Origin of the sequence: Protaetiibacter intestinalis, assembly GCF_003627075.1 — a bacterium.
Classification (GTDB): Bacteria; Actinomycetota; Actinomycetes; order Actinomycetales; family Microbacteriaceae; genus Homoserinibacter; species Homoserinibacter intestinalis.
Genome location: NZ_CP032630.1, coordinates 1503827 through 1526914, shown reverse-complemented (window position 1 = coordinate 1526914; position 23088 = coordinate 1503827). Strand labels below are relative to the sequence as shown.

General features: G+C 72.3%; 23 protein-coding genes. 6 read left to right on the top strand and 17 right to left on the bottom strand.

Annotated features, from left to right (window positions below; genetic code table 11):
* Nucleotides 1-8 precede the first annotated feature (8 nt).
* From D7I47_RS07195 to D7I47_RS07185, 3 genes are read left to right on the top strand one after another with little or no spacing between them, the layout of a single operon-like run.
* The gene (locus D7I47_RS07195) at nucleotides 9-803 is read left to right on the top strand and encodes a ferritin family protein (protein WP_120762407.1); all 795 of its coding nucleotides are present in this window, start codon (nucleotides 9-11) and stop codon (nucleotides 801-803) included.
* Nucleotides 800-1471: a DUF6498-containing protein gene (locus D7I47_RS07190; RefSeq protein WP_120762406.1), complete on the top strand. Its 672-nt coding sequence runs from the start codon at nucleotides 800-802 to the stop codon at nucleotides 1469-1471. The genes D7I47_RS07195 and D7I47_RS07190 overlap by 4 nt, the downstream gene beginning before the upstream one ends.
* Nucleotides 1468-2010: a TetR/AcrR family transcriptional regulator gene (locus D7I47_RS07185; protein ID WP_120762405.1), complete on the top strand. Its 543-nt coding sequence runs from the start codon at nucleotides 1468-1470 to the stop codon at nucleotides 2008-2010. The genes D7I47_RS07190 and D7I47_RS07185 overlap by 4 nt, the downstream gene beginning before the upstream one ends.
* 88 nt (nucleotides 2011-2098) lie before the next feature.
* Here the strand turns inward: D7I47_RS07185 and D7I47_RS07180 are convergent, their stop codons facing one another.
* From D7I47_RS07180 to aceA, 4 genes are all read right to left on the bottom strand, one after another.
* Complete coding sequence (locus D7I47_RS07180; RefSeq protein ID WP_120762404.1) at nucleotides 2099-3130, bottom strand: SDR family NAD(P)-dependent oxidoreductase; 1032 nt, start codon at nucleotides 3128-3130, stop codon at nucleotides 2099-2101.
* Between the two features lie 106 nt (nucleotides 3131-3236).
* Nucleotides 3237-3791 carry an adenylate kinase family protein gene (locus D7I47_RS07175; RefSeq protein ID WP_120762403.1) on the bottom strand — a complete coding sequence of 185 codons (555 nt, stop codon included), beginning with the start codon at nucleotides 3789-3791 and terminating at the stop codon, nucleotides 3237-3239.
* On the bottom strand, nucleotides 3791-5452 hold the full coding sequence (gene aceB / locus D7I47_RS07170) for a malate synthase A (RefSeq protein ID WP_120762402.1): 1662 nt from the start codon (nucleotides 5450-5452) through the stop codon (nucleotides 3791-3793). Before aceB ends, D7I47_RS07175 begins: the two co-directional genes overlap by 1 nt.
* Nucleotides 5453-5559: 107 nt before the next feature.
* The gene (gene aceA, locus D7I47_RS07165) at nucleotides 5560-6876 is read right to left on the bottom strand and encodes an isocitrate lyase (protein ID WP_120762401.1); all 1317 of its coding nucleotides are present in this window, start codon (nucleotides 6874-6876) and stop codon (nucleotides 5560-5562) included.
* Between the two features lie 145 nt (nucleotides 6877-7021).
* Here aceA and D7I47_RS07160 point away from each other — a divergent pair, with 145 nt between their 5' ends.
* On the top strand, nucleotides 7022-8482 hold the full coding sequence (locus tag D7I47_RS07160) for a helix-turn-helix transcriptional regulator (RefSeq protein ID WP_120762400.1): 1461 nt from the start codon (nucleotides 7022-7024) through the stop codon (nucleotides 8480-8482).
* A 92-nt stretch (nucleotides 8483-8574) separates the two neighbouring features.
* On the opposite strand, the gene D7I47_RS07155 is transcribed toward D7I47_RS07160, so the two are convergent.
* The 10 genes from D7I47_RS07155 to D7I47_RS07110 all read right to left on the bottom strand — a co-directional run bounded on the left by D7I47_RS07155 (nucleotide 8575) and on the right by D7I47_RS07110 (nucleotide 18987).
* Entirely contained in the window at nucleotides 8575-10176 is a 1602-nt protein-coding gene (locus D7I47_RS07155; protein ID WP_120762399.1) for an SLC13 family permease, read from the bottom strand.
* A 37-nt stretch (nucleotides 10177-10213) separates the two neighbouring features.
* Nucleotides 10214-10420 carry a hypothetical protein gene (locus D7I47_RS07150; protein WP_157981661.1) on the bottom strand — a complete coding sequence of 69 codons (207 nt, stop codon included), beginning with the start codon at nucleotides 10418-10420 and terminating at the stop codon, nucleotides 10214-10216.
* Nucleotides 10421-10468: 48 nt separating this feature from the next.
* A complete protein-coding gene (locus D7I47_RS07145; RefSeq protein WP_120762397.1) occupies nucleotides 10469-11869 on the bottom strand; it encodes an NtaA/DmoA family FMN-dependent monooxygenase in 1401 nt (466 codons plus the stop codon).
* A 10-nt stretch (nucleotides 11870-11879) separates the two neighbouring features.
* Nucleotides 11880-13058, bottom strand: a complete 1179-nt coding sequence (locus D7I47_RS07140) for an acyl-CoA dehydrogenase family protein (protein WP_120762396.1) — start codon at nucleotides 13056-13058, stop codon at nucleotides 11880-11882.
* On the bottom strand, nucleotides 13055-14047 hold the full coding sequence (locus D7I47_RS07135) for an aldo/keto reductase (protein ID WP_120762395.1): 993 nt from the start codon (nucleotides 14045-14047) through the stop codon (nucleotides 13055-13057). The genes D7I47_RS07140 and D7I47_RS07135 overlap by 4 nt, the downstream gene beginning before the upstream one ends.
* Nucleotides 14044-15201, bottom strand: a complete 1158-nt coding sequence (locus D7I47_RS07130) for an acyl-CoA dehydrogenase family protein (protein WP_227000931.1) — start codon at nucleotides 15199-15201, stop codon at nucleotides 14044-14046. Before D7I47_RS07130 ends, D7I47_RS07135 begins: the two co-directional genes overlap by 4 nt.
* A complete protein-coding gene (locus tag D7I47_RS07125; protein WP_120762394.1) occupies nucleotides 15198-15860 on the bottom strand; it encodes a methionine ABC transporter permease in 663 nt (220 codons plus the stop codon). The genes D7I47_RS07130 and D7I47_RS07125 overlap by 4 nt, the downstream gene beginning before the upstream one ends.
* A complete protein-coding gene (locus D7I47_RS07120; protein WP_120762393.1) occupies nucleotides 15853-16896 on the bottom strand; it encodes a methionine ABC transporter ATP-binding protein in 1044 nt (347 codons plus the stop codon). The genes D7I47_RS07125 and D7I47_RS07120 overlap by 8 nt, the downstream gene beginning before the upstream one ends.
* 89 nt (nucleotides 16897-16985) lie before the next feature.
* Nucleotides 16986-17978, bottom strand: coding sequence for a MetQ/NlpA family ABC transporter substrate-binding protein (locus tag D7I47_RS07115; RefSeq protein WP_120762392.1), 993 nt, complete (start codon nucleotides 17976-17978; stop codon nucleotides 16986-16988).
* Between the two features lie 145 nt (nucleotides 17979-18123).
* Nucleotides 18124-18987: an alpha/beta fold hydrolase gene (locus D7I47_RS07110; RefSeq protein ID WP_157981660.1), complete on the bottom strand. Its 864-nt coding sequence runs from the start codon at nucleotides 18985-18987 to the stop codon at nucleotides 18124-18126.
* Between the two features lie 69 nt (nucleotides 18988-19056).
* On the opposite strand from D7I47_RS07110, the gene D7I47_RS07105 reads away from it, so the two are divergent.
* Nucleotides 19057-19731 (top strand): TetR/AcrR family transcriptional regulator, encoded by a 675-nt coding sequence (locus D7I47_RS07105; protein WP_120762390.1) that lies wholly within the window; start codon nucleotides 19057-19059, stop codon nucleotides 19729-19731.
* On the opposite strand, the gene D7I47_RS07100 is transcribed toward D7I47_RS07105, so the two are convergent.
* Nucleotides 19695-20225: a TetR/AcrR family transcriptional regulator gene (locus D7I47_RS07100; RefSeq protein WP_120762389.1), complete on the bottom strand. Its 531-nt coding sequence runs from the start codon at nucleotides 20223-20225 to the stop codon at nucleotides 19695-19697. The genes D7I47_RS07105 and D7I47_RS07100 overlap by 37 nt on opposite strands.
* An 86-nt stretch (nucleotides 20226-20311) precedes the next feature.
* Here D7I47_RS07100 and D7I47_RS07095 point away from each other — a divergent pair, with 86 nt between their 5' ends.
* Nucleotides 20312-21238, top strand: a complete 927-nt coding sequence (locus D7I47_RS07095; RefSeq protein ID WP_120762388.1) for an SDR family NAD(P)-dependent oxidoreductase — start codon at nucleotides 20312-20314, stop codon at nucleotides 21236-21238.
* Between the two features lie 9 nt (nucleotides 21239-21247).
* Here the strand turns inward: D7I47_RS07095 and D7I47_RS07090 are convergent, their stop codons facing one another.
* Together D7I47_RS07090 and D7I47_RS07085 are read right to left on the bottom strand one after the other, a co-directional pair.
* Nucleotides 21248-22435 (bottom strand): acetyl-CoA C-acetyltransferase, encoded by a 1188-nt coding sequence (locus D7I47_RS07090; RefSeq protein WP_120762387.1) that lies wholly within the window; start codon nucleotides 22433-22435, stop codon nucleotides 21248-21250.
* Nucleotides 22432-23088, bottom strand: a complete 657-nt coding sequence (locus D7I47_RS07085; RefSeq protein WP_193726464.1) for a CoA transferase subunit B — start codon at nucleotides 23086-23088, stop codon at nucleotides 22432-22434. The genes D7I47_RS07090 and D7I47_RS07085 overlap by 4 nt, the downstream gene beginning before the upstream one ends.

Below are 23088 nucleotides of genomic sequence, written 5' to 3'. Positions count from 1 at the left end.
GAGCGCCCATGGCATTCGACATCGACAAGTACACGGCGAACTCGGATGCCGTCGCCTGGGCCGACCTCGACTTCGACGTCTTCGACGAGCATCCGCTGCCCGAGAACACGCTGCGCACCCTGCGCTACATGTGCGACATCGAGTACCACACCACCTGCTACCTGCGGGACCTGCTCACGACCCCCTCGCACAACGAGCCCGAGGTGGGCGCGTTCATGACGATGTGGAACCGCGAGGAGTTCTGGCACGGCGAGGCGCTCGCCGCGGTGCTCGCCAAGCACGGCATCACCGTCGACTACGACATCCTCAAGGCCACCCGCCTCAAGCTCGGCTGGAAGGACCGCCTCGACCCCATCAAGCAGTCGATCATGGGCGGACTCGTCGGAGGCGACTTCGTCGCCGTGCACATGGCGTGGGGCGCCGCCAACGAGTGGTCGGCGAACGCCGCCTACCTGCGCATGGCGGAGCTCGAGGGCAACCCCGTGCTCGGCGAACTGCTGAAGCGGATCGCGCGGCAGGAGACGCGGCACGTCGCCTTCTACGCATCCCAGGCACGCGACCGGCTGAAGGACTCGAAGAAGGCGCAGAAGATCGCCCGGTTCGCGCTGTCGCGGTTCTGGGGCCCGGTGGGCTCGGGGGTGCAGGAGGAGTCGGAGGTGACGCACGTCATGACCCACCTGTTCGCGGGGCCGGAGGGTCGCAAGCTCGTGCGCGACGTCGACTCGCACATCGCGAAGCTGCCGGGCATGGAGGGCCTCACGATCGTCGAGGACTCGCTCGAGAAGCGCGGCATCGCGGCGTGATCCCCGCACCGCTGCGCACGGCGGGGCTCTGGCTCAGCGTCGCCGTGTACCTCGTGCTGCCGCTCGTCGGCCTGTTCGCGTGGGGCTGGGACTGGCGTCCCATCGTGCTGCTGTACTGGCTCGAGAACATCACCATCGGCGGGGTCGTGTTCATCTCGCTCGTGCGCCGCGCCCGCGGCGGCGAGGGCGTGCAGGCCGGGTTCCCGGCGGCGTTCTTCCTCATGCACTACGGGCTGTTCACCTTCGTGCACGGGGTGTTCGTGATCGTCGGGATCACGCTCATCCCGATCATGACCGACACCCCGGGCGCGCCCTTCAACCCTTGGTGGGTGCTCCTCGCGTGGCTCCTGACGACGGCGGTGCAGTGGGTGCTCGCGCTGCGGGTGGTGCCGCCGCGCCCGGGCGGGATCGGGAGCGCGTACGGGCGCGTCATCGTGCTGCACGTCGTGATTCTCGGCGCCGTGTGGCTCATCGCCGCGTTCGGCCTGCCGTCGACCGTCGCGGTCGCGCTCGTCGTGCTGCACGCAGTGGTCGACGTGATCGAGCTCGTCGTCGGCTCCCGGATGGCGAGCGGGCGCTACCGCTGGGAGCAGACCTCCCCCGGCCGCTTCGCGCTGCGCCGCATCCCGGAGGGCGAGGGCGGCCCCAGCGATAGAGTCGCCGGGTGACCACCCCCCGCGTGCCGGCCAAGGAGTCGATCCGCGCGGCGGCGGCGAAGCTCTTCCCGGTGAAGGGCTACACGGGCACCTCGGTGCGCGACATCGCCGCCGAGGCCGGCGTGGATCCGGCGCTCGTCATCCGCCACTACGGGTCGAAGGAGGGGCTGTTCCTCGAGATCATGCGCGTCGACGAGTCGGCCCCGCCGCTGCTCGACGGGCCGCTCGAGACGCTCGGGGAGCGCTTCATCGACTACGTGCTGACGCCCGACGACGAGGTGCGCGGGGTGTTCCTGGCGCTGCTGCGTGCGAGCGAGTCGGAGGGCGTCGCGCCGCGGCTGCGGCTCATGCACGAGACGGCGTTCGTGGCGCCCCTGCTCTCCCGACTCGAGGGGCCGGATGCCGAGCTCCGCGCGCGCCTCGCGGCCGCCCTCGTCGGCGGCCTGCTCTACAGCCTGTGGGTGGTGGGCGACGAGCAGCTCCTCGCCGCCGACCACGCCGACCTCGTCCGCCGCTACGGCGCCCTCCTCCAGTCCCTCATCACCCCGTGACGCTGACTGGTCGGTTTCTCGCCCCATTCGTGTGGTTTGAGGCCAGAAACCGACCAGTCACGTATGTCGGGTGAGGGCTGGGGCTGGGTTACTGCACCTGCCAGCCTCCGTCGGAGGCGAGGATCTGACCCGTCACGTTGGTGGCGTCGTCGCTCAGCAGCCAGGTGATGGATGCGGCGAGCTGCGCGGGCTCGGCGACCGGCGGGATCGTGGTGAGCAGCGATCCGACGCGCTCCTGCCCGAGCTCGGAGGCGAAGCTCGCCTCGATGTTGGTCGCGACGGCTCCCGGCGCGACCGCGTTCACGCGGATGCCCTTGCCGGCATACATGAACGCGCTCGAGCGGGTGAGCCCGACGACCGCGTGCTTCGAGGTCGTGTAGGCGAGGCCCGCGGCCGAGCCGCGCAGCGCCGCCTCGGAGGCGACGTTGACGATCGACCCGCCGCCCGCCTCGAGCATGAGGGGCAGCACGGCGCGCGTCAGCTTGAACATGCCGTCGACGTTGACGTTCATGACGCGGTCCCAGACGGCGTCCGTCACCTCGTGCAGCGGCGTCATGTCGTCCATGATCCCCGCGACGTTGGCGAGCGCGTCGATCCGGCCGCCCGCCGCCGCCACGATCGCGGCGACCGAGTCGGGGTCCGTGATGTCGCCCGCGACGATCGCGACGTCGTCGCCCGCGTGCTCGGCGGCGAACTCGTCGAGGCGCGGCTGCGAGACGTCGACCGCGATGACCCGGCCGCCCTCGCGTGCGACACGCGACGCGGTCGCCCTGCCGATGCCCGAGCCGGCTCCCGTGACGACGACGGTCTTGCCGGCGAAGCGACCCGGCGTGACCCGCTCGACCCAGGCGGATGCCGTGGGGGCGGTGGCGTCGTCCTCCTCCTCGACGGGAGCGACCCCGCCGTTGACCTTGACGACCATCTCGTCGATGACCGCCTGCGGGAGCTGGCCCTTGCTGAGGGCGACGAGGCGCTGCAGGGGGAACAGCTTGACCGGCGCGAGCGCCTTCTCGGTCTGGCCGCCCTGCGCGAGCAGCTCCCGGAGCAGCTCGCCGCCGACCGGATGCCTGAGCCAGTCGCCGACCGACGACTTCGCGGTGAGGGGCTTGTCCTTGGCCATGATGACCTGTCCTTTCTGCGGCCTCGACGTCGAGGCTCAGGACAAGTCTGGACACGCCTCCGAGAGGTGTCAACAGTGTTGACACCTCTCGGAGAGGACTCACAGATCAGGCCGCGATGAGCGCCTCGCGCAGCCCGTCGAGCAGCCGCTCGAAGACCTCGTCGACCTCGCCCACGGCATCCAGTTCGACGACCCGACCGCGGTAGTGCTCGAGCAGGGCCTCCTCGGCGGCGCGGAAGCCGCCGATGCGCGTCGCGATCACCTCGGGGGTGTCGTCGGCGCGCTCGCGAGCCGACAGCCGCGAGGCGAGCACGGCATCCTCGACGTCGAAGTGCAGCGCGACGTCGAGCTCGGCGGCGCGCGCCCGCAGGAAGCGATCGAGCAGCCGGGCCTGGATGACCGAGCGCGGGAAGCCGTCGAGCACGAAGCCCGAGGTGTGCGGCTCGAGCTCCTGCTCGACGATGCCCACCACGAGATGGTCGGGCACCAGCTCGCCGCGGTCGACGTAGGCCCTCGCCCGCTCGCCGAGCGCGGTGCCGTCGGCGATGTGGGCGCGGAGCAGGTCGCCGACGACGATGCGCGGCACGTTCAGCCGTTCGGCGACGAGCTCGCCCTGCGTGCCCTTGCCCGCACCGGGAGGACCGACCAGCACGATGCGCATCAGGCGGCCCGCCCCTCGCCCACCGGGATCGGACCCGTCGAACGCGCCTCGAGGGCCGCGGTCACCTCGGGCTCCACGAGGAAGCGCGAGTACGCCTCGATCGTGAGGAAGGTGGGGAACTCCTCGCCGAGGGCGAGGCCCCGCACGAGCTCCGCAGCGTCGTCGAAGCGGCCGTCCTCGGTGCGGTGCTCGGCGAGCGCCGCACCGAGCAGGTTCTCGACGTGGGCGGCGGTCACCTTGGTGCCCTCCTTCGTGACGGTGCCCTGACGGATCCACTGCCACAGCTGCGAGCGGCTGATCTCCGCGGTCGCGGCGTCCTCCATGAGGTTGTCGATCGCCGCGGCGCCGACGCCCCGCAACCACGACTCGAGGTAGCGCAACGCGATCGACACGTTCGCGGCGACCCCGGCATCCGTCACCTCGCCGTCGATGCGCAGATCGACGAGCTCGCGGGCCTCGACGTGCACGTCGTCGCGCAGGCGGTCCACCTGGTTGGGCTTGTCGCCGAGCACGGCGTCGAACTCGGCGCGGGCCGTGTCGATGAGGTCGGGATGCGCCACCCAGGTGCCGTCGAAACCGTCGCCGGCCTCCCGGCGCTTGTCGGCGGAGACCTGCTCGAGCGCCCGGGCGGTGACCTCGGGGTCGCGGCGGTTCGGAATGAACGCGCTCATGCCGCCGATCGCATGCGCCCCCCGCTTGTGGCAGGTGGCGACGAGCAGCTCGGTGTAGGCGCGCATGAACGGCACGGTCATCGTGATCCGCGCGCGGTCGGGCAGGGTGAACGCCGCCCCGCGCCCGCGGAAGTTCTTGATGATCGAGAAGATGTAGTCCCACCGTCCCGCGTTGAGGCCCGCGCAGTGGTCGCGCAGCTCGTAGAGGATCTCCTCCATCTCGAAGGCCGCCGGGATCGTCTCGATGAGCACCGTCGCGCGGATGGTGCCGTGCGGGATGCCGAGCAGTTCCTCGGTGAAGCTGAAGACGTCGTCCCACAGCCGCGCCTCGAGGTGCGACTCGAGCTTCGGCAGGTAGAAGTACGGCCCCGAGCCGCGCGCGATCAGCTCATGCGCGTTGTGGAATGCGTACAGGCCGAAGTCGACGAGCGAACCGGACGCGGGGCCGGCGATGCCGGGGGCGTCCGTGTAGCGCAGGTGCTTCTCGACGAGGTGCCAGCCGCGCGGGCGGAACACGATCGTCGGGGTCTGCTCGCCGAGGCGGTACTCCTTGCCCTCGGGGCTCGTGAAGTCGACCTGCCGACGGATCGCGTCGAACAGGTTGAGCTGGCCGCCCACGACGTTCGCCCAGGTGGGGCTCATCGCATCCTCGTGGTCGGCGAGCCAGACCTTGGCGCCCGAGTTCATGGCGTTGATCGTCATCTTGCGGTCGGTCGGGCCGGTGATCTCCACGCGGCGGTCCTCGAGGCCGGGGCCGGCGCCGGCGACGCGCCACTCCGGGTCCTCGCGGATCTCGCGGGTCTCGGGCAGGAAGCGCAGGTCGCGTCCGTTCTCGATCGCCCGACGCCGCTCCATCCGGGTGGCGAGGATCTCGTGCCGGCGGCCGACGAAGCGGTCGTGCAGCCGCGTGAGGAAGCGCAGCGCCTCCGGGGTGAGGATCTCGTCGAAGCGCTCGCCCTGCGGGCCGAGCACCTCCATCCGTGCGTTCATCTCAAGTCTCCGTGTGGTTTCGGAGGCCATAGACATGTCTAGCGACCAGTTGGACACCCGCGTGCCGGTGTCTATCGGGTCAGAGACATGTCTATGGCCATCGAGGGTCAGTGGAACTGGTCGGACTCGGTGCTGCCCACGAGGGCGAGGGTGGCCGAGTCGGGGTTGAGCGCGGTGGCGATCCGGTCGAAGTAGCCGGTGCCCACCTCGCGCTGGTGCTTGGTGGCGGTGTAGCCGCTCTTCTCGGAGGCGAACTCCGCCTCCTGCAGCTCGACGTAGGCGGTCATGTGCCGCGCCGAGTAGTCCTTCGCGAGCTCGAACATCCCGTGGTTGAGGGAGTGGAAGCCGGCGAGGGTGATGAACTGGAAGGCGTACCCCATGGCGGAGAGCTCGCGCTGGAACTTCGCGATCTGGTCGTCGTCGAGGTGGCGCTTCCAGTTGAAGCTGGGCGAGCAGTTGTACGACAGCTTCTGCTCGGGGAACTCGGAGTGGATCGACTCGGCAAAGGCCCGCGCGAGCTCGAGGTCGGGCTCGGCCGACTCGACCCACAGCAGGTCGGCGTACGGCGCGTAGGCGTGACCGCGGGCGATGACCGGACCGATGCCGTTCTGCACCTCGTAGAAGCCCTCGGCCGTGCGGGTGCCGGTGAGGAACTCGCGGTCGCGCTCGTCGTGGTCGCTCGTGAGCAGCGTCGCGGCGAGCGCGTCGGTGCGGGCGATGATGACGGTCGGGGTGCCCGCGACGTCGGCCGCGAGCCGGGCCGCGTTGAGGGTGCGGATGTGCTGGCTGGTGGGCACGAGCACCTTGCCGCCCATGTGGCCGCACTTCTTCTCGGAGGCCAGCTGGTCCTCCCAGTGCACGCCCGCCGCGCCCGCCTGGATCATCTGGTGCATGAGCTCGTAGGCGTTGAGCGGGCCGCCGAAGCCGGCCTCGGCATCCGCGACGATCGGCGCCATCCAGTCGCGGCTCGTCTCGCCGGTCTCGGCGAACTCGATCTGCGCGGCGCGCTGCAGCGCGTTGTTGATTCGGCGCACGACGGCCGGCACCGAGTTGGCCGGGTAGAGGCTCTGGTCGGGGTAGGTCTGGCCGGAGAGGTTCGCGTCGGCGGCGACCTGCCAGCCGGAGAGGTAGATGGCCTCGAGGCCCGCGCGCACCTGCTGCACGGCCTGGTTGCCGGTGAGGGCGCCCAGGGCGGCGATCCAGTGCTCGGGGTTCTCGGAGTTGGCGAGGATCGACTCCCACAGCCGCTCGGCGCCACGACGGGCGAGCGTCGCCTCCTCGCGGACCGGCCCGCGCAGCGCGACGACGTCCTCCGCGGTGTAGTCGCGGCGGATGCCGCTCCACCGCGGGTCGGCGGCCCACTCGGCCTCCAGCTCGGCTGCGGTCTGGGTCTGGTCGCCGGGGCGGGCGGGGGTCGTGCTCATGGTCGGTTCCTTCCGATTCGGGTCCGCGGGATGCGGTGCGTAGATCGATCGTGCGCCCGCCGCATCCGGGTTTCTCCACAGAATCCGCCCGAAATTCTCAGCTTTTTCTCTTGAGCAGAAGAACGGCGGATGCGACGATCGACGCATGACCACGGCAGCCGACGCGACGTTCGACGATGAGGACGTGCTCGACTCCCTGACCGTCGGTCGGCGCATCCGGCAGCTGCGCCTCGACCGCGGCATGACCCTCGACGCCCTCGCGACCCAGCTCGGCCGCGCCATCTCGCAGGTCTCGCTCATCGAGAACGGCAAGCGCGAGCTCAAGCTCGGCGAGCTGCAGCGGCTCGCCCGCATCCTCGACACGAGTGTCGACGAACTGCTCAAGCAGGAACCGCCGAGCAGGCGCGCCGCCCTCGAGATCGCGCTCGAACGCGCCGGCCGCGGGCCGCTGTTCCAGAGCCTCGGCCTCGACCCGGTGCCGATCCGCAAGACGCTCAGCGACGACGCGATCGAGACGATCCTCGCGCTGCACGACGAGCTCGGCCGCCTGCACCGCGAGCGCGCGGCCACCCCCGAGGAGGCCCGCCGCGCCAACGCCGAGCTGCGCCGCGAGCAGCGCAAGGCAGGCAACCACTTCCCCGAGCTCGAGCGCACCGCCGCCGAGCTGCTCGCCGCCGTCGGGCACGAGGGCGGCCCGCTCTCCCAGCGCGTCGCCTCCGAGCTCGCCCGCCACCTCGGCTTCACCCTGCACTACGTGGCCGACCTGCCGAGCACCACGCGATCCGTCACCGACCACGCGAACGGGCGCATCTACCTGCCGGTGCGGCAGGGCGGCGACCCGCGCAGCGCCCTGCTGCAGGCGCTCGCCGCCCACGTGCTCGGCAAGCAGGAGCCGCGCGACTACGCCGAGCTGCTGCGGCAGCGCGTCGAGACGAACTACCTCGCGGGCGCCCTGCTCATCCCCGAGCAGAGCGCGGTCGACTTCCTCACCTCGGCGAAGGCGAAGCGCGAGCTCTCGGTCGAGGACCTGCGCGACGCCTTCGCGACGAGCTACGAGACGGCCGCGCACCGCTTCACGAACCTCGCGACCCGGCACCTCGACATCCCCGTGCACTTCCTCAAGGTGCACGAGTCGGGCGCGATCTCGAAGGCCTACGAGAACGACGGCGCGCTGTTCCCGACGGATGCGCTGGGCGCGGTGGAGGGGCAGGTGGTGTGCCGCTACTGGTCGGCCCGTCAGGTGTTCGACGTGGAGGACCGCTTCAGCCCGTACCACCAGTACACCGACAAGCCCAACGGCACCTACTGGTGCACCTCGAGCATCCAGTCGACCGGCAACGGCTCGTTCTCGGTGAGCGTGGGCACGCCGTTCGTGAACGTCAAGTGGTTCCGCGGGCGCGACACCCCGGTGCGCCGCGCGTCGACCTGCCCCGACCCGGCGTGCTGCCGGCGGCCGCCGGATGCGCTCGCGGCCCGCTGGGAGGACGCGGCGTGGCCGAGCGCGCGCCTGCACTCGTCGCTCCTCGCGGCGATGCCGACCGGCACCTTCACGGGCGTCGACCTGACCGAGGTGTACGAGTTCCTCGAGGCGCACGCCCCGGAGTAGCGCTCGCCTCCCCTTCGTTCGGGAGGACGACACGCCGCCTCGAGCGCCGAGGTGGGGTGCTGAGCGGCGTGTCATCCTCCCGAACGGAAAGCTCAGGGCTCGAACGGCCAGATGAGCGGCACGTAGAGCACCGAGACCGCGAGGAAGAGCAGCGCGAGGGGCAGCCCGAGGCGCCAGTAGTCGCCGAAGCGGTAGCCGGCGGGCTGCATGACCATGAGGTTCGCGGGCGTCGCGAGCGGGGTGAGGAACGAGGCGGCGCCGACCACGGTGAGCGCCATCATGAACGGCTGCACGCTCACCTGCATCGACTGGGCGAGGGCGATCGAGATCGGGGCGACCACGAGCACCGTCGCCACGTTCGAGATGAACTGGCCGAGCACGAGGGTGATGACGCCCAGCACGAGCAGCGCGAGGTGCGGCGACCCCGACCCGATGAAGCCGAGCACGGCATCCGCCACGCCCCCGGCCGCGCCCGTCGTGACGAACGCGGTCGACAGCGGCACCATGCCGGCGATGAGCACGATCGTCGTCCACGAGACGGCCCGGAACGCCTGTGCGGGCGAGAGCACGCGCGCGACGATGAGGGCCATCACGGCGAGCAGTCCCGCGATCACGGGCGGCACGATCGCGGTCGCGAGCAGCAGCACGAGGGCGGCGAGCACCCCGAGCGAACGCTTCGCGCCGGCCCCCAGCGGCACCGCCCGACGCAGCTCCTGGGGCGGCGTCACCGCGATGACGTCGGCCGAGCGCGCGTACCGCTCGAGCGCATCCCACGGGCCCTGCACGAGCACGGCATCGCCCGCCCGCAGGGTGGTCGTGCCGTCGGCGTTGGGCCGCGACTCCTCGGTGCCGTCGGGGTTGGCGTGGCGGATCGCGAGGATCACGAGGTCCTCGTCGCGGGTGCGCATGCCGGCGATGATCTCGCGGCCGATGAGGGTCGACCGCGGCGCGATCATCACCTCGACGACCCCCTCGCGCACCCCGATGAGCGGGCGCTCGAGCTCGAGCTGGTACGACTCGCGCAGCGTCTTCGCGGTCGCCCGTGCGTCGCGCGGCACGCCGAGGCGGTCCGGCTGCCGCACGGGCAGCAGCCGTCCGCCGCCGAGCGCGACGATCGCCGCCGTGCAGACGACGAGCGGAAGGCCGACGAGCGCGAACTCGAAGAAGCCGAAGGGCCTGCCGCCCGCGGCGACCGCGAGCTCCGACACGAGCAGGTTGACCGGGGTGCCCGTGAGGGTGAGCAGCGACCCGGCGCTCGCCGCGAACGCGACCGGCAGCAGCAGCTTCGACGGCACGATCCCGGCGCGACTCGCGACCACCACGACGACGGGCACGAGCGCGGCGACGGCGCCGTTGATGCTGATGAACGCCGTCAGCACGGCGACGATGAGGGCGATCACGAGCGTGAGCGGCCGGCGCGCGGTGCCCGCGCGTGAGATCACCAGCTGACCCACCCATGCGGTCACCCCGGTCGCGTCGAGGGCCTCGCTCACGATGAAGAGGCACGCGATGAGCAGCACGGTCGGCTCGGCGAACCCCGCGAGCACCTGCCCCAGCTCGAGCACGCCGGTGGCCCAGAGCGCCACCATGACACCGCCGGCGACGACCGCGAGCGGCACCTTGCCGGAGGCGAACGCGACGACCGCGAGGAGCAGGATGACGACGGTGGCGATGACGGGGTCGAGAGGCTCCACGCCCTCACGATACGGGCGGATCAGCGCCCGCGCGCGCTCAGGTCACCGGGCTCGACGGTGGTGCGGCGATCACGGGGATGGCGGTGTCGGTGCCCGGGGGCACGAGCGAGCCGAGCTCGTCGCGCGAGACGCTCGTGTGGTGGGGCTGGCCGACGACGTAGCCGTCGGCGTCGAAATGCTGGGGATGCACGCCGGTCGACTCGTCGAGGGGGTGATCCTGCACGTTCTGCGCTGAATCGTTCATGACACCAGTGCACGCCTGTCGGCGCCGCTTGGCAAGGGGGTTGCGGGGCTACCCGAACCGCAGCGCCTCGCGCGGCACCTCGAGGGCGGCACCGCCGCGGTAGCGCCGGGCCGGATGCGCGTCGGGCAGCCGGGGGCCCGCACCGAAGAGCGTCTCGCGCAGGGTGCGCGGCTCGGCCGGACGCTCGGCGAGCCGGCCGCGGCGGCGGAGCTCCGGCACGACGAGTTCGGCGAAATCGCGGGCGGTGTCGAAGGAGTGGTACTGCCGCAGGTTGATGCCGTCGACCCCGTCCTCGTCGAGCCAGCGCTCGATCTCGTCGGCCACCACCTCCGGCGTGCCCGCTACGAAGTACCGCCCCTCGCGGGAGGTGCGCACGGTGGCGAGCGCCTCCCCCACGGTCGTGTCGGGCGCGAGGTACGGCACCGCCGAGTGCGGCACGCCCGCGGCGTCGAGTGCCGCACCGATGGTCTGCTCCGGCGGCAGCGCGGGCAGGTCGATCGGGAAGCTGCTGTGCGCGAGGATGCCGTCGATGCTCGTGCGCTCCTGGTACAGCCGCCAGCGGTCGGCGGCCTCCTCCTCGGTGCGGCCGACCACGACGCCCGCCTGCACGACGAAGCGCAGGTCCGATCCGTCGCGTCCGTGGCGCACGGCGGCCTCCCGCATCCGCGCCGCGTTCGCCCGGAAGTCCGCGGCACTGCGGCCGCCCGTGAAGACGAGCTCGGCGTGCCGCCCCGCGAACTCGATGCCGGCGGGCGAGCCGGTGGCCTGGTAGAGCACGGGGGTGCGCTGCGGCGAGGGGGCGCTCAGGTGCGGGCCCGCGACGCGGAAGTTCTCGCCCACGTGGTCGATGTAGCGCACCTTCGCCGGGTCCGCGTAGACGCCGCGCGCCGCATCCGCGACGATCGCGTCGTCGTCCCAGGAGCCCTCCCACAGCTTGTAGACGACGTCGAGGAACTCGTCGGCGATCTCGTAGCGGCGGTCGTGCGGGATCTCGTCGTCGAGCCCGAAGTTGCGGGCGGCGTTCGGCAGGTAGGAGGTGACGATGTTCCAGCCGACGCGCCCGCGGGTGAGGTGGTCGAGGGTCGACATGCGCCGCGCGAAGGTGAACGGCGGCTCGTAGCTCGTCGAGAAGGTGACCCCGAAGCCGAGGTGGCGGGTGACGGCGGCCATCGCCGGGATGACGAGCAGCGGGTCGTTCGAGGGCAGTTGCAGCCCCTCGCGGGCGGCCGTCTCGAAGCCGCCGCGGAAGGTGTCGTAGGCGCCCACGACATCCGCGAGGAACACCCCGTGGAAGCCGCCGTCCTCGAGCAGCTGCGCGAGTTCGAGCCAGTAGGAGATGTCGTCGAAGCGGTGCCGGTTGTTGCCGGGCAGCGTCCACAGGCCGTGGGTGATGTGGCTCACCGTGTTCATCTCGAACAGGTTGAGGATGAGCTGCTTCTTCTCGGGCACGGGTCTCTTCCTAGCTCTCGCCGTTGGTCCACCACGACACCACGGGGGTGCCGTTCACGAGGTGGTCGCCGACGTTGCGCGCCTTGAAGCGCGCGGGGTTGTGGGATGCCACGGTGCGCGCGTTGCGCCAGTGGCGGTCGAGGGCGAGGCCGGTCGAGACGGCGCTCGCGCCGCCCACCTCGAACAGCTCGGTGGCGGCCCGCAGCACGTTCGGGATGACGACGAGCTGTGCACGGGTCATGGCGAGTTCGGCGTCGTCCACCCGGGCGCGCTGCTCGTCGTCGGGCGCGTCCGCGAGGATCGCCGCGCTCGAGCGCCGCAGGGCGGCGACCGCGTGGGCGAGGGCGGCATCCGCGGCGAACGACGCCGCCGAAAGCTCGCCCACGGTCTCCTGCACGATGGGATCCTCGCGCGGCAGGGCGGCGACCGCGTGCGAGTAGCTCCGCGTGCGGGCCCGCACGAAGCGCACGCCGTCGTCGACGACGGCACGCCCGATCCCGGCGAGCACGGCCAGCAGCACGAGCTGCACGAAGGGGCCGGCATGGGTGGGCCGATCGTCGCGTTCGAGCACGTCGGCATCGCGCACCCGCACCCCCTCGAACACGGTCGTCCCGGATCCGGTCATCCGCTGGCCGAAGCCGTCCCAGTCGTCGAGACGCGCGACGCCCGCCGCATCCGTGCGCACGAGCACGCCCACCGGGGTGCCCTCGCGGTCGGCGAGCACCGAGACGAGGTCGGCGAAGAGCGTGCCCGTGGAGTAGAACTTGCGGCCGTCGAGCCGCAGGCCGTCGCCGTCGGAGGTGAGGCGCGTGTCGTAGCCGCCGACCTTCGCGGTGCCCTTCTCGAACGTCGCGTTGCCGTGGATGGCGCCGTCCGCGAGCAGGGCGAGCCGCGCCTCGCGGGTGGCAGAGGCCGGGGCGTGCAGGGTGCGGTCGATGAAGGAGAAGTGCGATCGGAACAGCTGCGCGAGGTTCGGGTCGCGGCGGGCGAGCTCGGCGAGCAGTTCGAAGAGCTCCGCGTGGTCGGCCGCGTCGCCGCCGTGCTCGCGCGGCAGCGTGACGCGCGTGAAGCCCGCCTCCCGCAAGCGCTCGACCTCGGCGTACGGCAGCCGCCGTTCGTGCTCGCGCGCCACCGCCTCGGCGCCCACCTCGTCGAAGACGGGGGCGAAGCGGGCGACGAGCCCGCTCATCCGGCGGCCTCGGTGCGCTCACGGCCCTGCGAGATGTCGCCGACGTGCCGGGCGCGGTCGCCCGCGACGCGCGCGCCGAGCGGTTCGAGGGCGGCGAGCGCGGCGGCGCTCAGGCGGATGCCGGACGCCGCGAGGTTCTCGTCGATGCGCTCCGGACGCCTGGTCGACGGGATCGGCACGACGTCGACGCCGAGCGCGCGACCCTGCTCGCCGAGCCAGGCGAGCGCGAGCTGGGCGGGCGTGATGCCCTCGGCCTCCGCGACCGCGCGCACCGTCTCGCCGATGGGGGCGTTCGCGGCGAGACGCTCGGCGTCGAAGCGCGGGAAGTTGCGGCGCAGGTCGCCCTCGGGCAGCTGCGTCACCGGCGAGACGAGGAAGCCGCGTCCGAGCGGCGAGTAGGCGACGAAGCCCACCCCGAGTCGCGCCGCCGTCGGGATGACCGCGGTCTCGACGTCGCGACTCCAGATCGACCACTCCGACTGCACCGCCGTGATCGGGTGCACGGCGTGGGCGCGTTCGAGCTCGGCAGCCGTCACCTCGGAGAGCCCGATGCGCTCGACGACGCCCTCGGCCACGAGTTCGGCGAGGGCGCCGACCGTCTCCTCGATCGGCACCCGGGGGTCGACGCGGTGGTAGTAGTACAGCTCGATGCGCTCGACCCCGAGCCGGCCGAGGCTCCCCTGCACGGCCTCGCGCACGTAGGCGGGATCGCCGCGGAACCGCGGCCCGCCCGGCGCCGGGTCGCGCAGGAAGCCGAACTTGGTGGCGAGCACCACCTCGTCCCGCCGTTCGCGCAGCACCCGCCCGACGAGGCGCTCGTTGGAGCCGGCGCCGTACACATCCGCCGTGTCGATGAGGCGGATGCCCGCGTCGAGCGCGTGGTGCAGGGTGGCGAGGGCGCTCGCCTCGTCGGTCGGGCCGTACACCTCGGCGAGCGCCATGCCGCCGAAGCCCTGCTCCCCGACCTCGAGTCCTGCCAGTTCGGTCATGCGCCGGGCGCCTTCCAGTCGGGCAGCGTGCCGTTCAGCTCCCACTGGCCGACGGCGCGCGTGCGCTGGATCACGGGGTTGTGGGAGGCGATGGTGCGCACGTTCCGCCAGTGCCGGTCGAGCGCCGGACCCGCGCCGACCGCGGAGGCGCCGCCCACCTCGAACAGCCGCGTGGTCGCGTCGAGCACGAGCGCGGGCACGACCTCCTGCAGGCGGAACACCTCGAGCTGGAGCTCCTGCAGCTCCCCGGCATCCACCTCGCCGTCGGTCGCCCGCCCGAGCTCGGCGGCAACCGACAGCACGAGACGCCGGGCGGTCGCGGCGGCGACGCTCAGTTCGCCGACGACGAGCTGCACGAGCGGGTCCTCGCGCGGCAGCGTCTCGCCGGCGAACCCGAAGGTGCGGCGTCTGGGGCGGACGAAGTCGACCGTGTCGTCGAGGGCGCGCTGCGCGATCCCCGCGATGACGGCGAGCAGCGTCAGCTGGTACACCGAGCCGAGGTGGTGCCAGCGGGCGGCATCCGTCTGCGGCGGCACGATGTCGTCCGCGTCGATGCGGGCGGCATCGAAGGTGGTCGTGCCGGAGCCGGTGAGGGGCTGGCCGAAGCCGTCCCAGTCGTCGACCGACCGCACGCCGTCCTGGTGGGCCGAGACGGTCACGCCGACCCGCTCGTCGCCGTCGAGGGCGGAGAGGTGGATCCAGTCGGCGTAGATCGAGCCCGTCGTGTAGTACTTCGTGCCGCTGAGGCGCAGCTCGTCTCCGTCGCGCGAGATGCGGGTCTCGAGCCGTGCGGTCTCCTGGCGCTCCGACTGCGCGTTGCCGACGAAGTCGCCGGCGAGCACGCGATCCCACCACAGCTGCGGCGCATCCGCACCCTGCACGCGCAGCGACTCGACGAAGGCGAGGTGTCCGCGCTGGATGTGGGCGAGGCTCGGGTCGGCGGCGGCGAGCCGGATGAGCAGGGCGAAGAGCCGCTCGAGCGACACGGGGTCTCCCCCTCGCTCGGCGGGCACCCGCAGGGTCGTGAAGCCGAGCTCGCGCAGCTCGGCGAGCTGCGGGCCGAGCAGCCGCCGCTCGCGCTCGCGCTCGGCGGCGGTCGTGCGGATGCTGTCGAGGAACGCCTCGAAGGCGGCCTCGTCGAAGGCGGCGCTCAATGCATCACGCTCCGCGCGATCCGGTTGCCGATCGCCTGGAGTCCCTGCACGAGCACGACCAGCGCGATGACCACGATCCAGATGACGGTGTAGTCGAACCGCGCCCACCCGTAGTTGAGGGCGAGGTAGCCGAGCCCGCCGCCCCCGAGCGTGCCGGCGACCGCGGTCGCGTCGACGAGGGCGACGACGATGTAGGTCAGGCCGAGGATCATCGGCCCGAGCGACTCCGGGATGACGATCGTGAAGAGCACGCGCACGGGGCTCGCGCCCATCGCCGCGCCCGCCTCGACGGCACCCGCGTCGACCGCGACGAGGTTCGTCTCGATGACGCGCGCGATCGCCACGCTCGCGACGATCGTGAGCGGCAGCGTCGCGGCCAGGGGGCCGAAGCCGGTGCCGAACACGAGCCGGGTGACACCCACGAGCGCGATCGCCACGATGAGGAACGGCACCGGCCGCACGAGGTTGATGACGAAGTTGAGCACCGCGTAGACGACGCGGTTCTCGAGCAGGTTGCCGGGGCGCGAGGCGTAGAGCCACAGCGCCAGCAGGATGCCGATGACGGCCGCCGCCGCGAACGAGACGCCCGTCATGACGAGCGTCTCGCCGAGCGCCTTCCAGAACCGGGGCAGGAACGCCTCGAGGTCGAACTCACGCATGGACTGCCTCCCGGTCGGTGATCTCGCGCACGGAGGTCGTCTCGCCGAGCTCGGCGAGCGCCGCATCCACCGAGGCGTTGTCGCCCAGCAGCTCGACGGTGAGGCTGCCGAACAGGCGCGACTGCAGCTCGTCCACACCCCCGTAGACGATGTTGAAGTCGACCCCGTGCGCCCGCGCGACACGCGAGAGAAAGGGGTCGTTGGACTCGCGGTTCTCGACGTGCAGCTGCACGATCCGCCCGTGGTGCACGGCGCGGATGGCGGCGAGCGTCTCGGCCGACGGCACGTGGTGCAGCACCGAGGAGACGAAGCGCTGCGTCGTGGGGTTCTGCGGGTTCGAGAACACCTCGTAGACCGCACCGTGTTCGACGACGCGGCCGGCATCCATCACGGCGACCTTGTCGGCGATGCGGCGGATCACGTCGATCTCGTGGGTGACGAGCACGATCGTGACGCCGTACTCGGCGTTGACCCGCTGCAGCAGCTCGAGCACCTCGCCCGTGGTCTGCGGGTCGAGTGCGCTCGTGGCCTCGTCGGAGATGAGGATGTCGGGGCGGGTGGCGAGGGCGCGCGCGATGCCGACGCGCTGCTTCTGGCCGCCGGAGAGCTGCGAGGGGTAGGCGAGTGCCTTGTCGGTGAGGCCGACGAAGTCGAGCAGCTCCTCGACGCGGTCGAGGGTCTCCTCCTTGCCGACGCCGGCGAGGGCGAGCGGGTAGGCGACGTTCCGGTAGACGGTGCGCGAGCGCAGCAGGTTGAACTGCTGGAAGATCATGCCGATGCGCTGCCGGGCGCGGTACAGCTCCGGGCCGGTGAGGCTCGAGATCTCGCGTCCACCGACCAGCACCCGCCCGCTCGTCGGCCGCTCGAGCGCGTTGATCGTGCGCAGCAGGGTCGACTTGCCCGCGCCCGAGTAGCCGACGATGCCGTAGATCTCGCCCGCCTCGATCGTGAGGTCGACGTCGCGCAACGCCTCGAAGGTGCGCCCCTTCGTCTGGAAGCTCTTCGAGACCTGGTCGAAGGTGATGGCGGTGGTCATGGGTGGGTCCTCCTCATGCCGGTTCCTGCGTGTTCATGCCGAGGCGGGGCCGCCCGGATCGTGTCCGAGTCGGCCCCGCTCAGCGGGTGCTACTTGTTCTGCTCCGCCGACTTCTGCAGCTCGGCGAGCTTGGAGCGGAGCTTCTCGACGGGCACGTCCACGAGGATCGTGTTGCCGAAGTACTCCTCCTCGAGGGCGTCGGCGACGCGCGGGTCGGCGTACGCCTCCTTGAGGATCGCCCAGGCCGGGTTGTCGACGTCGTCGGAGTTCACCGCGACGACGTTGATGTACGGCAGGTTCTTCTCGTCGAGCGAGTCGTCGAGGAAGAGCGCGTCCTCCTTGGTGACGCCCTGGGCCGGGTCGAAGTAGGAGGTTCCGACGACGACGGCCGAGAGGCTCGGGTCGTCGAACTGGGTCGGGATGGTGCGGGCGCCGAGCGCGACGAACTCGAGGTTCTTCGGGTTCGAGGTCACGTCGTCCGTGGTGGGGAAGTCGCCCGCGTCGTCGGCGAGCTCGATGAGACCAGCCGAGGCGAGGATGTTGAGGGCGCGGCCGCCGTTGGACGGGTCGTCGGGGATGGCGATCTTGCCGCCCTCGGGGATGTCGGCGACGTCGTCGAGCGTGGCGGAGAAGATGCCCCACTGGGTGATGACGGTCGAGAACACCGGGGTGATGTCGGCGCCCGACTCGGCGTTGAACGCCGAGAGGTAGAGGATGTGCTGGAACGCGTTCGCGTCGACGTTGCCTGCCTGCAGCTCGGTGTTGGGAAGCACCCAGTCGTCGACGTTGACCCACTCGACGTCGAGGCCCTTCTCGGCCGCGACCTCCTTGATGGCGTCCTGGAACTTGGAGTCCTCGGCGACGGCGATCTTGACCGTGATCGGCTCGGTGACGTCGTCGCCGGCGGCCTCGGCCTTCTCGGTGCCGAGTGCCTTGAACAGGAACACGCCTCCCACGACGATCGCCGCGACGGCGACGACCGCGAGGACGGCGAGCAGGGTGTTGCGCTTCTTCTTGGCTGTGGCCGCGACGGCCGAGCGCAGTTCGCTCTGACCCTCGGGCGTCGACTTCTCGTCGGACACGGTGGTTCCCTTCGTGGTGGAGTCTCCCGGGTGCGGGGAGAGCCCAGTACACGCCAGGCTCGCCACGAGGCCAAACGCGTTTCGTAACGCGCGGCGTCACCGCGTCATCCGCGGAAACGCGGCGTCACATGGGGGCCCTGCGGGGCTACGGATGCGCGGGGATCGCCGCCCGCGCGAGGTGCGCGAGCACCGCGTCGCGGGTCTCGGGCGCGCTGAGCACGCGGGTGTGACCGACGCCGTCGAGCAACAGCAGTTCGGCCGAGGGGTGCGCGGCCTGAAGCAGTCGGGAGGCCTCGGCGGGCAGCTGGCGGTCGGCCGTGCCGTGCACGAGCAGCAGCGGCAGCAGCTCCGGCAGCGGATGCGCGAGGGCGTCGTAGCGCTCGGCGAAGCTCACGGGTGTCTCGCCGAGGTGGCGCACGAAGCGCTCCTCGAGGCGGGCGGCGGTCGCCGGGCGCAGCCGCGTCATCCGGGCGAACTCCCCCAGGAACGCGGCCGGGGTGCCGGTTCCCGCGATCGAGACCACGGCATCCGCCCGGATGCCGTGCCGGGCCGCGGTGATGCTCGCGAAGCCTCCGAAGGAGTGGCCGACGAGGGCGCGGAGCCGCCCGTGGCGCCACTGCAGCGATTCGAGCGCGGCGAGCCAGTCGCGCACGTCGGTGCGCCCGCGCGCGGCGGCACCGTGGCCGGGTGCGTCGAAGGCGACGACGCGGTAGCCCGCCTCGCGCAGCGGGTCGATGAGCGAGGCGAACTGCGACGCGCGGCCGCGCCAGCCGTGCACGAGCACCACCACGGGCCCCTGCTCGCCCCAGCGGTAGGTGGGGATGCGGCGCCCGCGCACCTCGAGCCACCCGGTCTCGGCGCGACGCATCACGTCGGCGTCGCGCGGCTGCTCGCGCAGGCGCGGGCTCGTCGAGAAGAAGGTGTCGAAGGCGAGACGCGCCCCGAGGCGGGGCGAGACCGCGTCGGCGACGCGGATGACGGCGGATGCGGCGTCGACGACGGTCGGCATGACGGTTCCCATCTATACGTACGATCGTTCGTACTATACATAGCGAACGATCGTACGTAAACTGTCGGCATGACGATCGCGACCGACGGACGCCGCGCCCGCGGCGACGCCTCGCGCCGGGCGATCCTCGCCCGGGCGGCCGACCTGGCATCCGTCGAGGGGCTCGACGGCGTGACGATCGGGCGCCTCGCCGAGGCGAGCGGCCACGGCAAGTCGAGCATCGCGACCCTGTTCGGCAGCAAGGAGGCCCTGCAGCTCGCGACCGTCGCGGCCGCCGCCGAGGTGTTCCAGGCGCGCGTCGTCGACCCCGCCCGCGAACTCCCCCGCGGTGTGGCGCGCATCGCGAGGCTGCTGCGCGGCCAGCTCGACTACTCCCGCGAGCGTGTCTTCCCCGGCGGCTGCTTCTTCGCCGCGACGGCCGCCGACCTCGACTCGAAGCCCGGCCCGGTCGGCGACGCCGTGCGCGACTGGATGCGCACCTGGCACGGCTACCTCGAGAGCCAGCTGCGGTTCGCGATCGAGGCCGGCGAGCTCGCCGCCGGCACGGATGCCGAGAGCCTCGCCTTCGAGCTGTTCGCCCTCACCGACGCCGCGAACGCCCGTTCCCTGCTCACGGGCGACGACCGCCCGTACGCGCTCGCGGCATCCGCGGTGCGTGCGCGACTGCGCGCGGCGGGGGCGTCGGATGCGGCACTCAGGGCGCTCGGTCAGGGGCGGATGCCCGCGAGCAGCATGTCGAGGTAGAGCTCGCGGTCGTCGGCGTCGCCGAGGCGCACGGCGTGCTCGAGTCCGCAGATGAGGCGCTGCAGTGAGCCGAGCGTGAGCTCGGCTCGCACGACGCCCGCGGCCTGCGCGCGTGCGAACACCCGTTCGCCGACCTCGCCGACCTCGGCGCGCAGCGCGGCCAGCTCCGGGATGTCGGACGGGTCGGCCATGAGCGCGGTCTGGAGCCCGGGGTCGTCGACCTGCAGGGCGAGCGCGCCGCGCACGAGCCGGGCGAGCGCCGCACCCGGGTCGGGGTCGGCTTCCGCCTCGCGCGCGAGTTCGCGCAGCCGTTCGAGCGCACCCTCGGCGAGCGCCGCGGCGAGGGCGTCGACGGTCGGGAAGTGACGGTAGACGGTGCCGACGCCGACACCGGCGCGGTGCGCGACCTCGTTGAGCCGCAGCTCGGCGCCCTCGCAGCCCCGCGCGGCGTCGAGGATGCGCGCACGACTGCGCACGGCATCCGATCTCACCATGCCTCGATCATAGCGAAATGGATGAAGCATCCGTTTAATGCTACCGTCAACCGGATAGTTCATCCATTTAGTCTCGAGGAGTCGACATGACCTGGAACCCCCACCGCCTGCCCGACCAGACCGGACGCACCCACGTCGTCACGGGTGCGACCGCCGGCATCGGCTACTTCGCCGCCGAACAGCTCGCCGCCGCCGGGGCCGAGGTGGTGCTCGCCGGGCGCTCGGCCGCACGGCTCGACGCCGCCGCCCACGCGATCCGCCGGCACGTCGCCGGGGCGCGACTGCGGCAGGTGGGCGTCGACCTCGCCTCGCTCGTCTCCGTCGCGCGCGCGGCCGACGAGCTCGCCGCCCTCGACCGTCTCGACGGGCTGCTACTCAACGGCGGCGCCATGTCGCGCTGGAGCGAGCGCAGCGCCGACGGGCTGCCGATGGTGCTCGCGACCCACGTCGTCGCCAACACCGCGCTCCTGACCCGGCTGCTGCCGAGGCTCGCCGCCGACGGCACGCCGGAGCGCCCCGGCCGGATCGTGCACACCTCGAGCGGCTTCGTCGACCGCATCCGGCGGCCGCAGCTGCGCGAGGTGCGTCGCACGCCGCGCCTCGGGATCGTGGCCTACACCCGGGCGAAGGCGCTCACCGAGCTGCTCGCCTTCGAGCTCGACCGGCGCCTGCGCGCGCACGGGGTGCCCGTGCTCTCGCTCGTCAGCCGCCCCGGCGTGGGCGTCGACGCCAAGACCCCCGAGCGCGAGGGGGTGACGCGGCACCTGCCCAACCCCTACACGCCGTGGGCGCAGGGCAAGGACGCGGCCGCCTGGTCGGCCGTGCGCGCGCTCACCGACCCCGCGGCGCAGGGCGGCGAGCTCTACGCACCCCCGAACGGCCGCATCGGATCGCCCGTGCGCATCGACCCGCCCGCCTTCACCGCGCATCCGGATGCCGAACTCGCCCGAGACGTGTGGGCGCAGCTCGCCGAGCTCGCCGGCGTGGCGGACCCGTTCCCGGTGCGCGCCTGAGGGCGCACCTCAGCGCGTCAGGATGAGCGCGTCGCCCTGCCCGCCGCCCCCGCACAGGGCGACCGCGGCCGTGCCGGTGCCGCGACGCACGAGCTCGTGCACCGCGTGCACGACGAGCCGGTTGCCGGATGCGCCGATCGGGTGGCCGAGCGCGATCGCGCCCCCGTGGATGTTGACGACCTCGTCGGCGAGGCCGAGCTCGGCCTGGGACCGCACGACGACCGCGCCGAACGCCTCGTTGATCTCGACGACGTCGAGCGCGGCGGGCGTGATCCCCTGCTTCGCGCAGGCGGCCTCGATGGCCCGCGCCGGCTGGGAGTGCAGCGAGTTGTCGGGCCCCGCGACCTGGCCCGCGGCGCCGACGGTCGCGAGCACCGGCCAGCCCTCGGACGCTGCGCGCACCCGCGTCGTGAGCACGACGGCGGATGCGCCGTCAGAGATGGGCGAGGCGTTGCCCGCCGTGATGGTGCCGCCCTCCGCGAACGCCGGGCGCAGCCCCGCGAGCGTCTCCGCCGTCGTGTCGGGTCGGACGCCCTCGTCGGCGGTCACCCGCGCCGGCTCGCCCCGGCGCTGCGGGATCTCGACGGGCACGAGCTCGGCGTCGAAGACCCCGTCGCGCTGCGCCGCCGCGGCGCGCTGATGCGAGCGCGCCGCCACGGCGTCCTGCGCCTCGCGCGTGATGCCGAGCTCGGGATTGCGGCGCTCGGTCGAGGCGCCCATGCTGTCGTGCTCGTACGCGTCGGTGAGGCCGTCGAGCGCCAGGTGGTCGAGCACCTCGACGCTGCCGTACGCCCAGCCCTCACGCGACCCCATGAGCAGATGCGGGGCGCGCGTCATCGACTCCATGCCGGCGGCCACCACGACCCCCGCGTCGCCGGAGCGCAGCATCCGGGCGGCGTCGATCACCGCGGTGAGCCCCGAGAGGCACACCTTGCCGACGGATGCCGCGTGCACGTCCCAGCCGAGGCCCGCGCCGAGCGCGGCCTGGCGCGCCGGGTTCTGCCCCGCACCCGCGGTGAGCACCTGCCCGACGAGCACGGCATCGACCGCGGATGCCGGGATGCCGCCGCGCTCGAGGGCCCCGCGGATCGCCGCCGAGCCGAGCTGCACGGCGGTGAGCGGTGCGAGCGCGCCCCGCAGCCGCCCCTGGGGCGTGCGGGCGGCCGCGACGACGACGACCTCCGCGACGTCGCTCATCCGGCCGCCCCCACGAGTCGCGGTGCCACGGCGAGCGGCGGCTCGGTCGCCGCGACGACCTCGTCGACGGTCACGCCCGGCGCGGTCTCGACGAGCACGAGGCCCTCGGGCGTCACGTCGATCACGGCGAGGTCGGTGATGATGCGGTCGACGACGCCGCGGCCGGTGAGCGGCAGCGTGCAGGAGTTCACGATCTTCGCCGAGCCGTCCTTGGCGACGTGCTCCATGAGCACGATCACGCGCGCCGCCCCGTGCACGAGGTCCATCGCGCCGCCCGGTCCCTTCACCATCTTGCCGGGGATCATCCAGTTGGCGAGGTCGCCGGCGACCGACACCTGCATCGCCCCGAGGATCGCGGCGTCGATCTTGCCGCCGCGGATCATGCCGAAGCTCGTCGCCGAGTCGAAGAACGCCGCGCCCGGCAGCACCGTCACGGTCTCCTTGCCGGCGTTGATGAGGTCGGGGTCGACCGCGTCCTCCGTCGGGTAGGGGCCGACGCCCAGGATGCCGTTCTCCGACTGCAGCACGACCGTCACATCGTCGGGCACGAAGTTCGGCACGAGCGTCGGCAGGCCGATGCCGAGGTTCACGTAGGAGCCGTCGGCCAGCTCGCGGGCCGCGCGGGCGGCCATCTCGTCGCGGGTGAGCGCCAT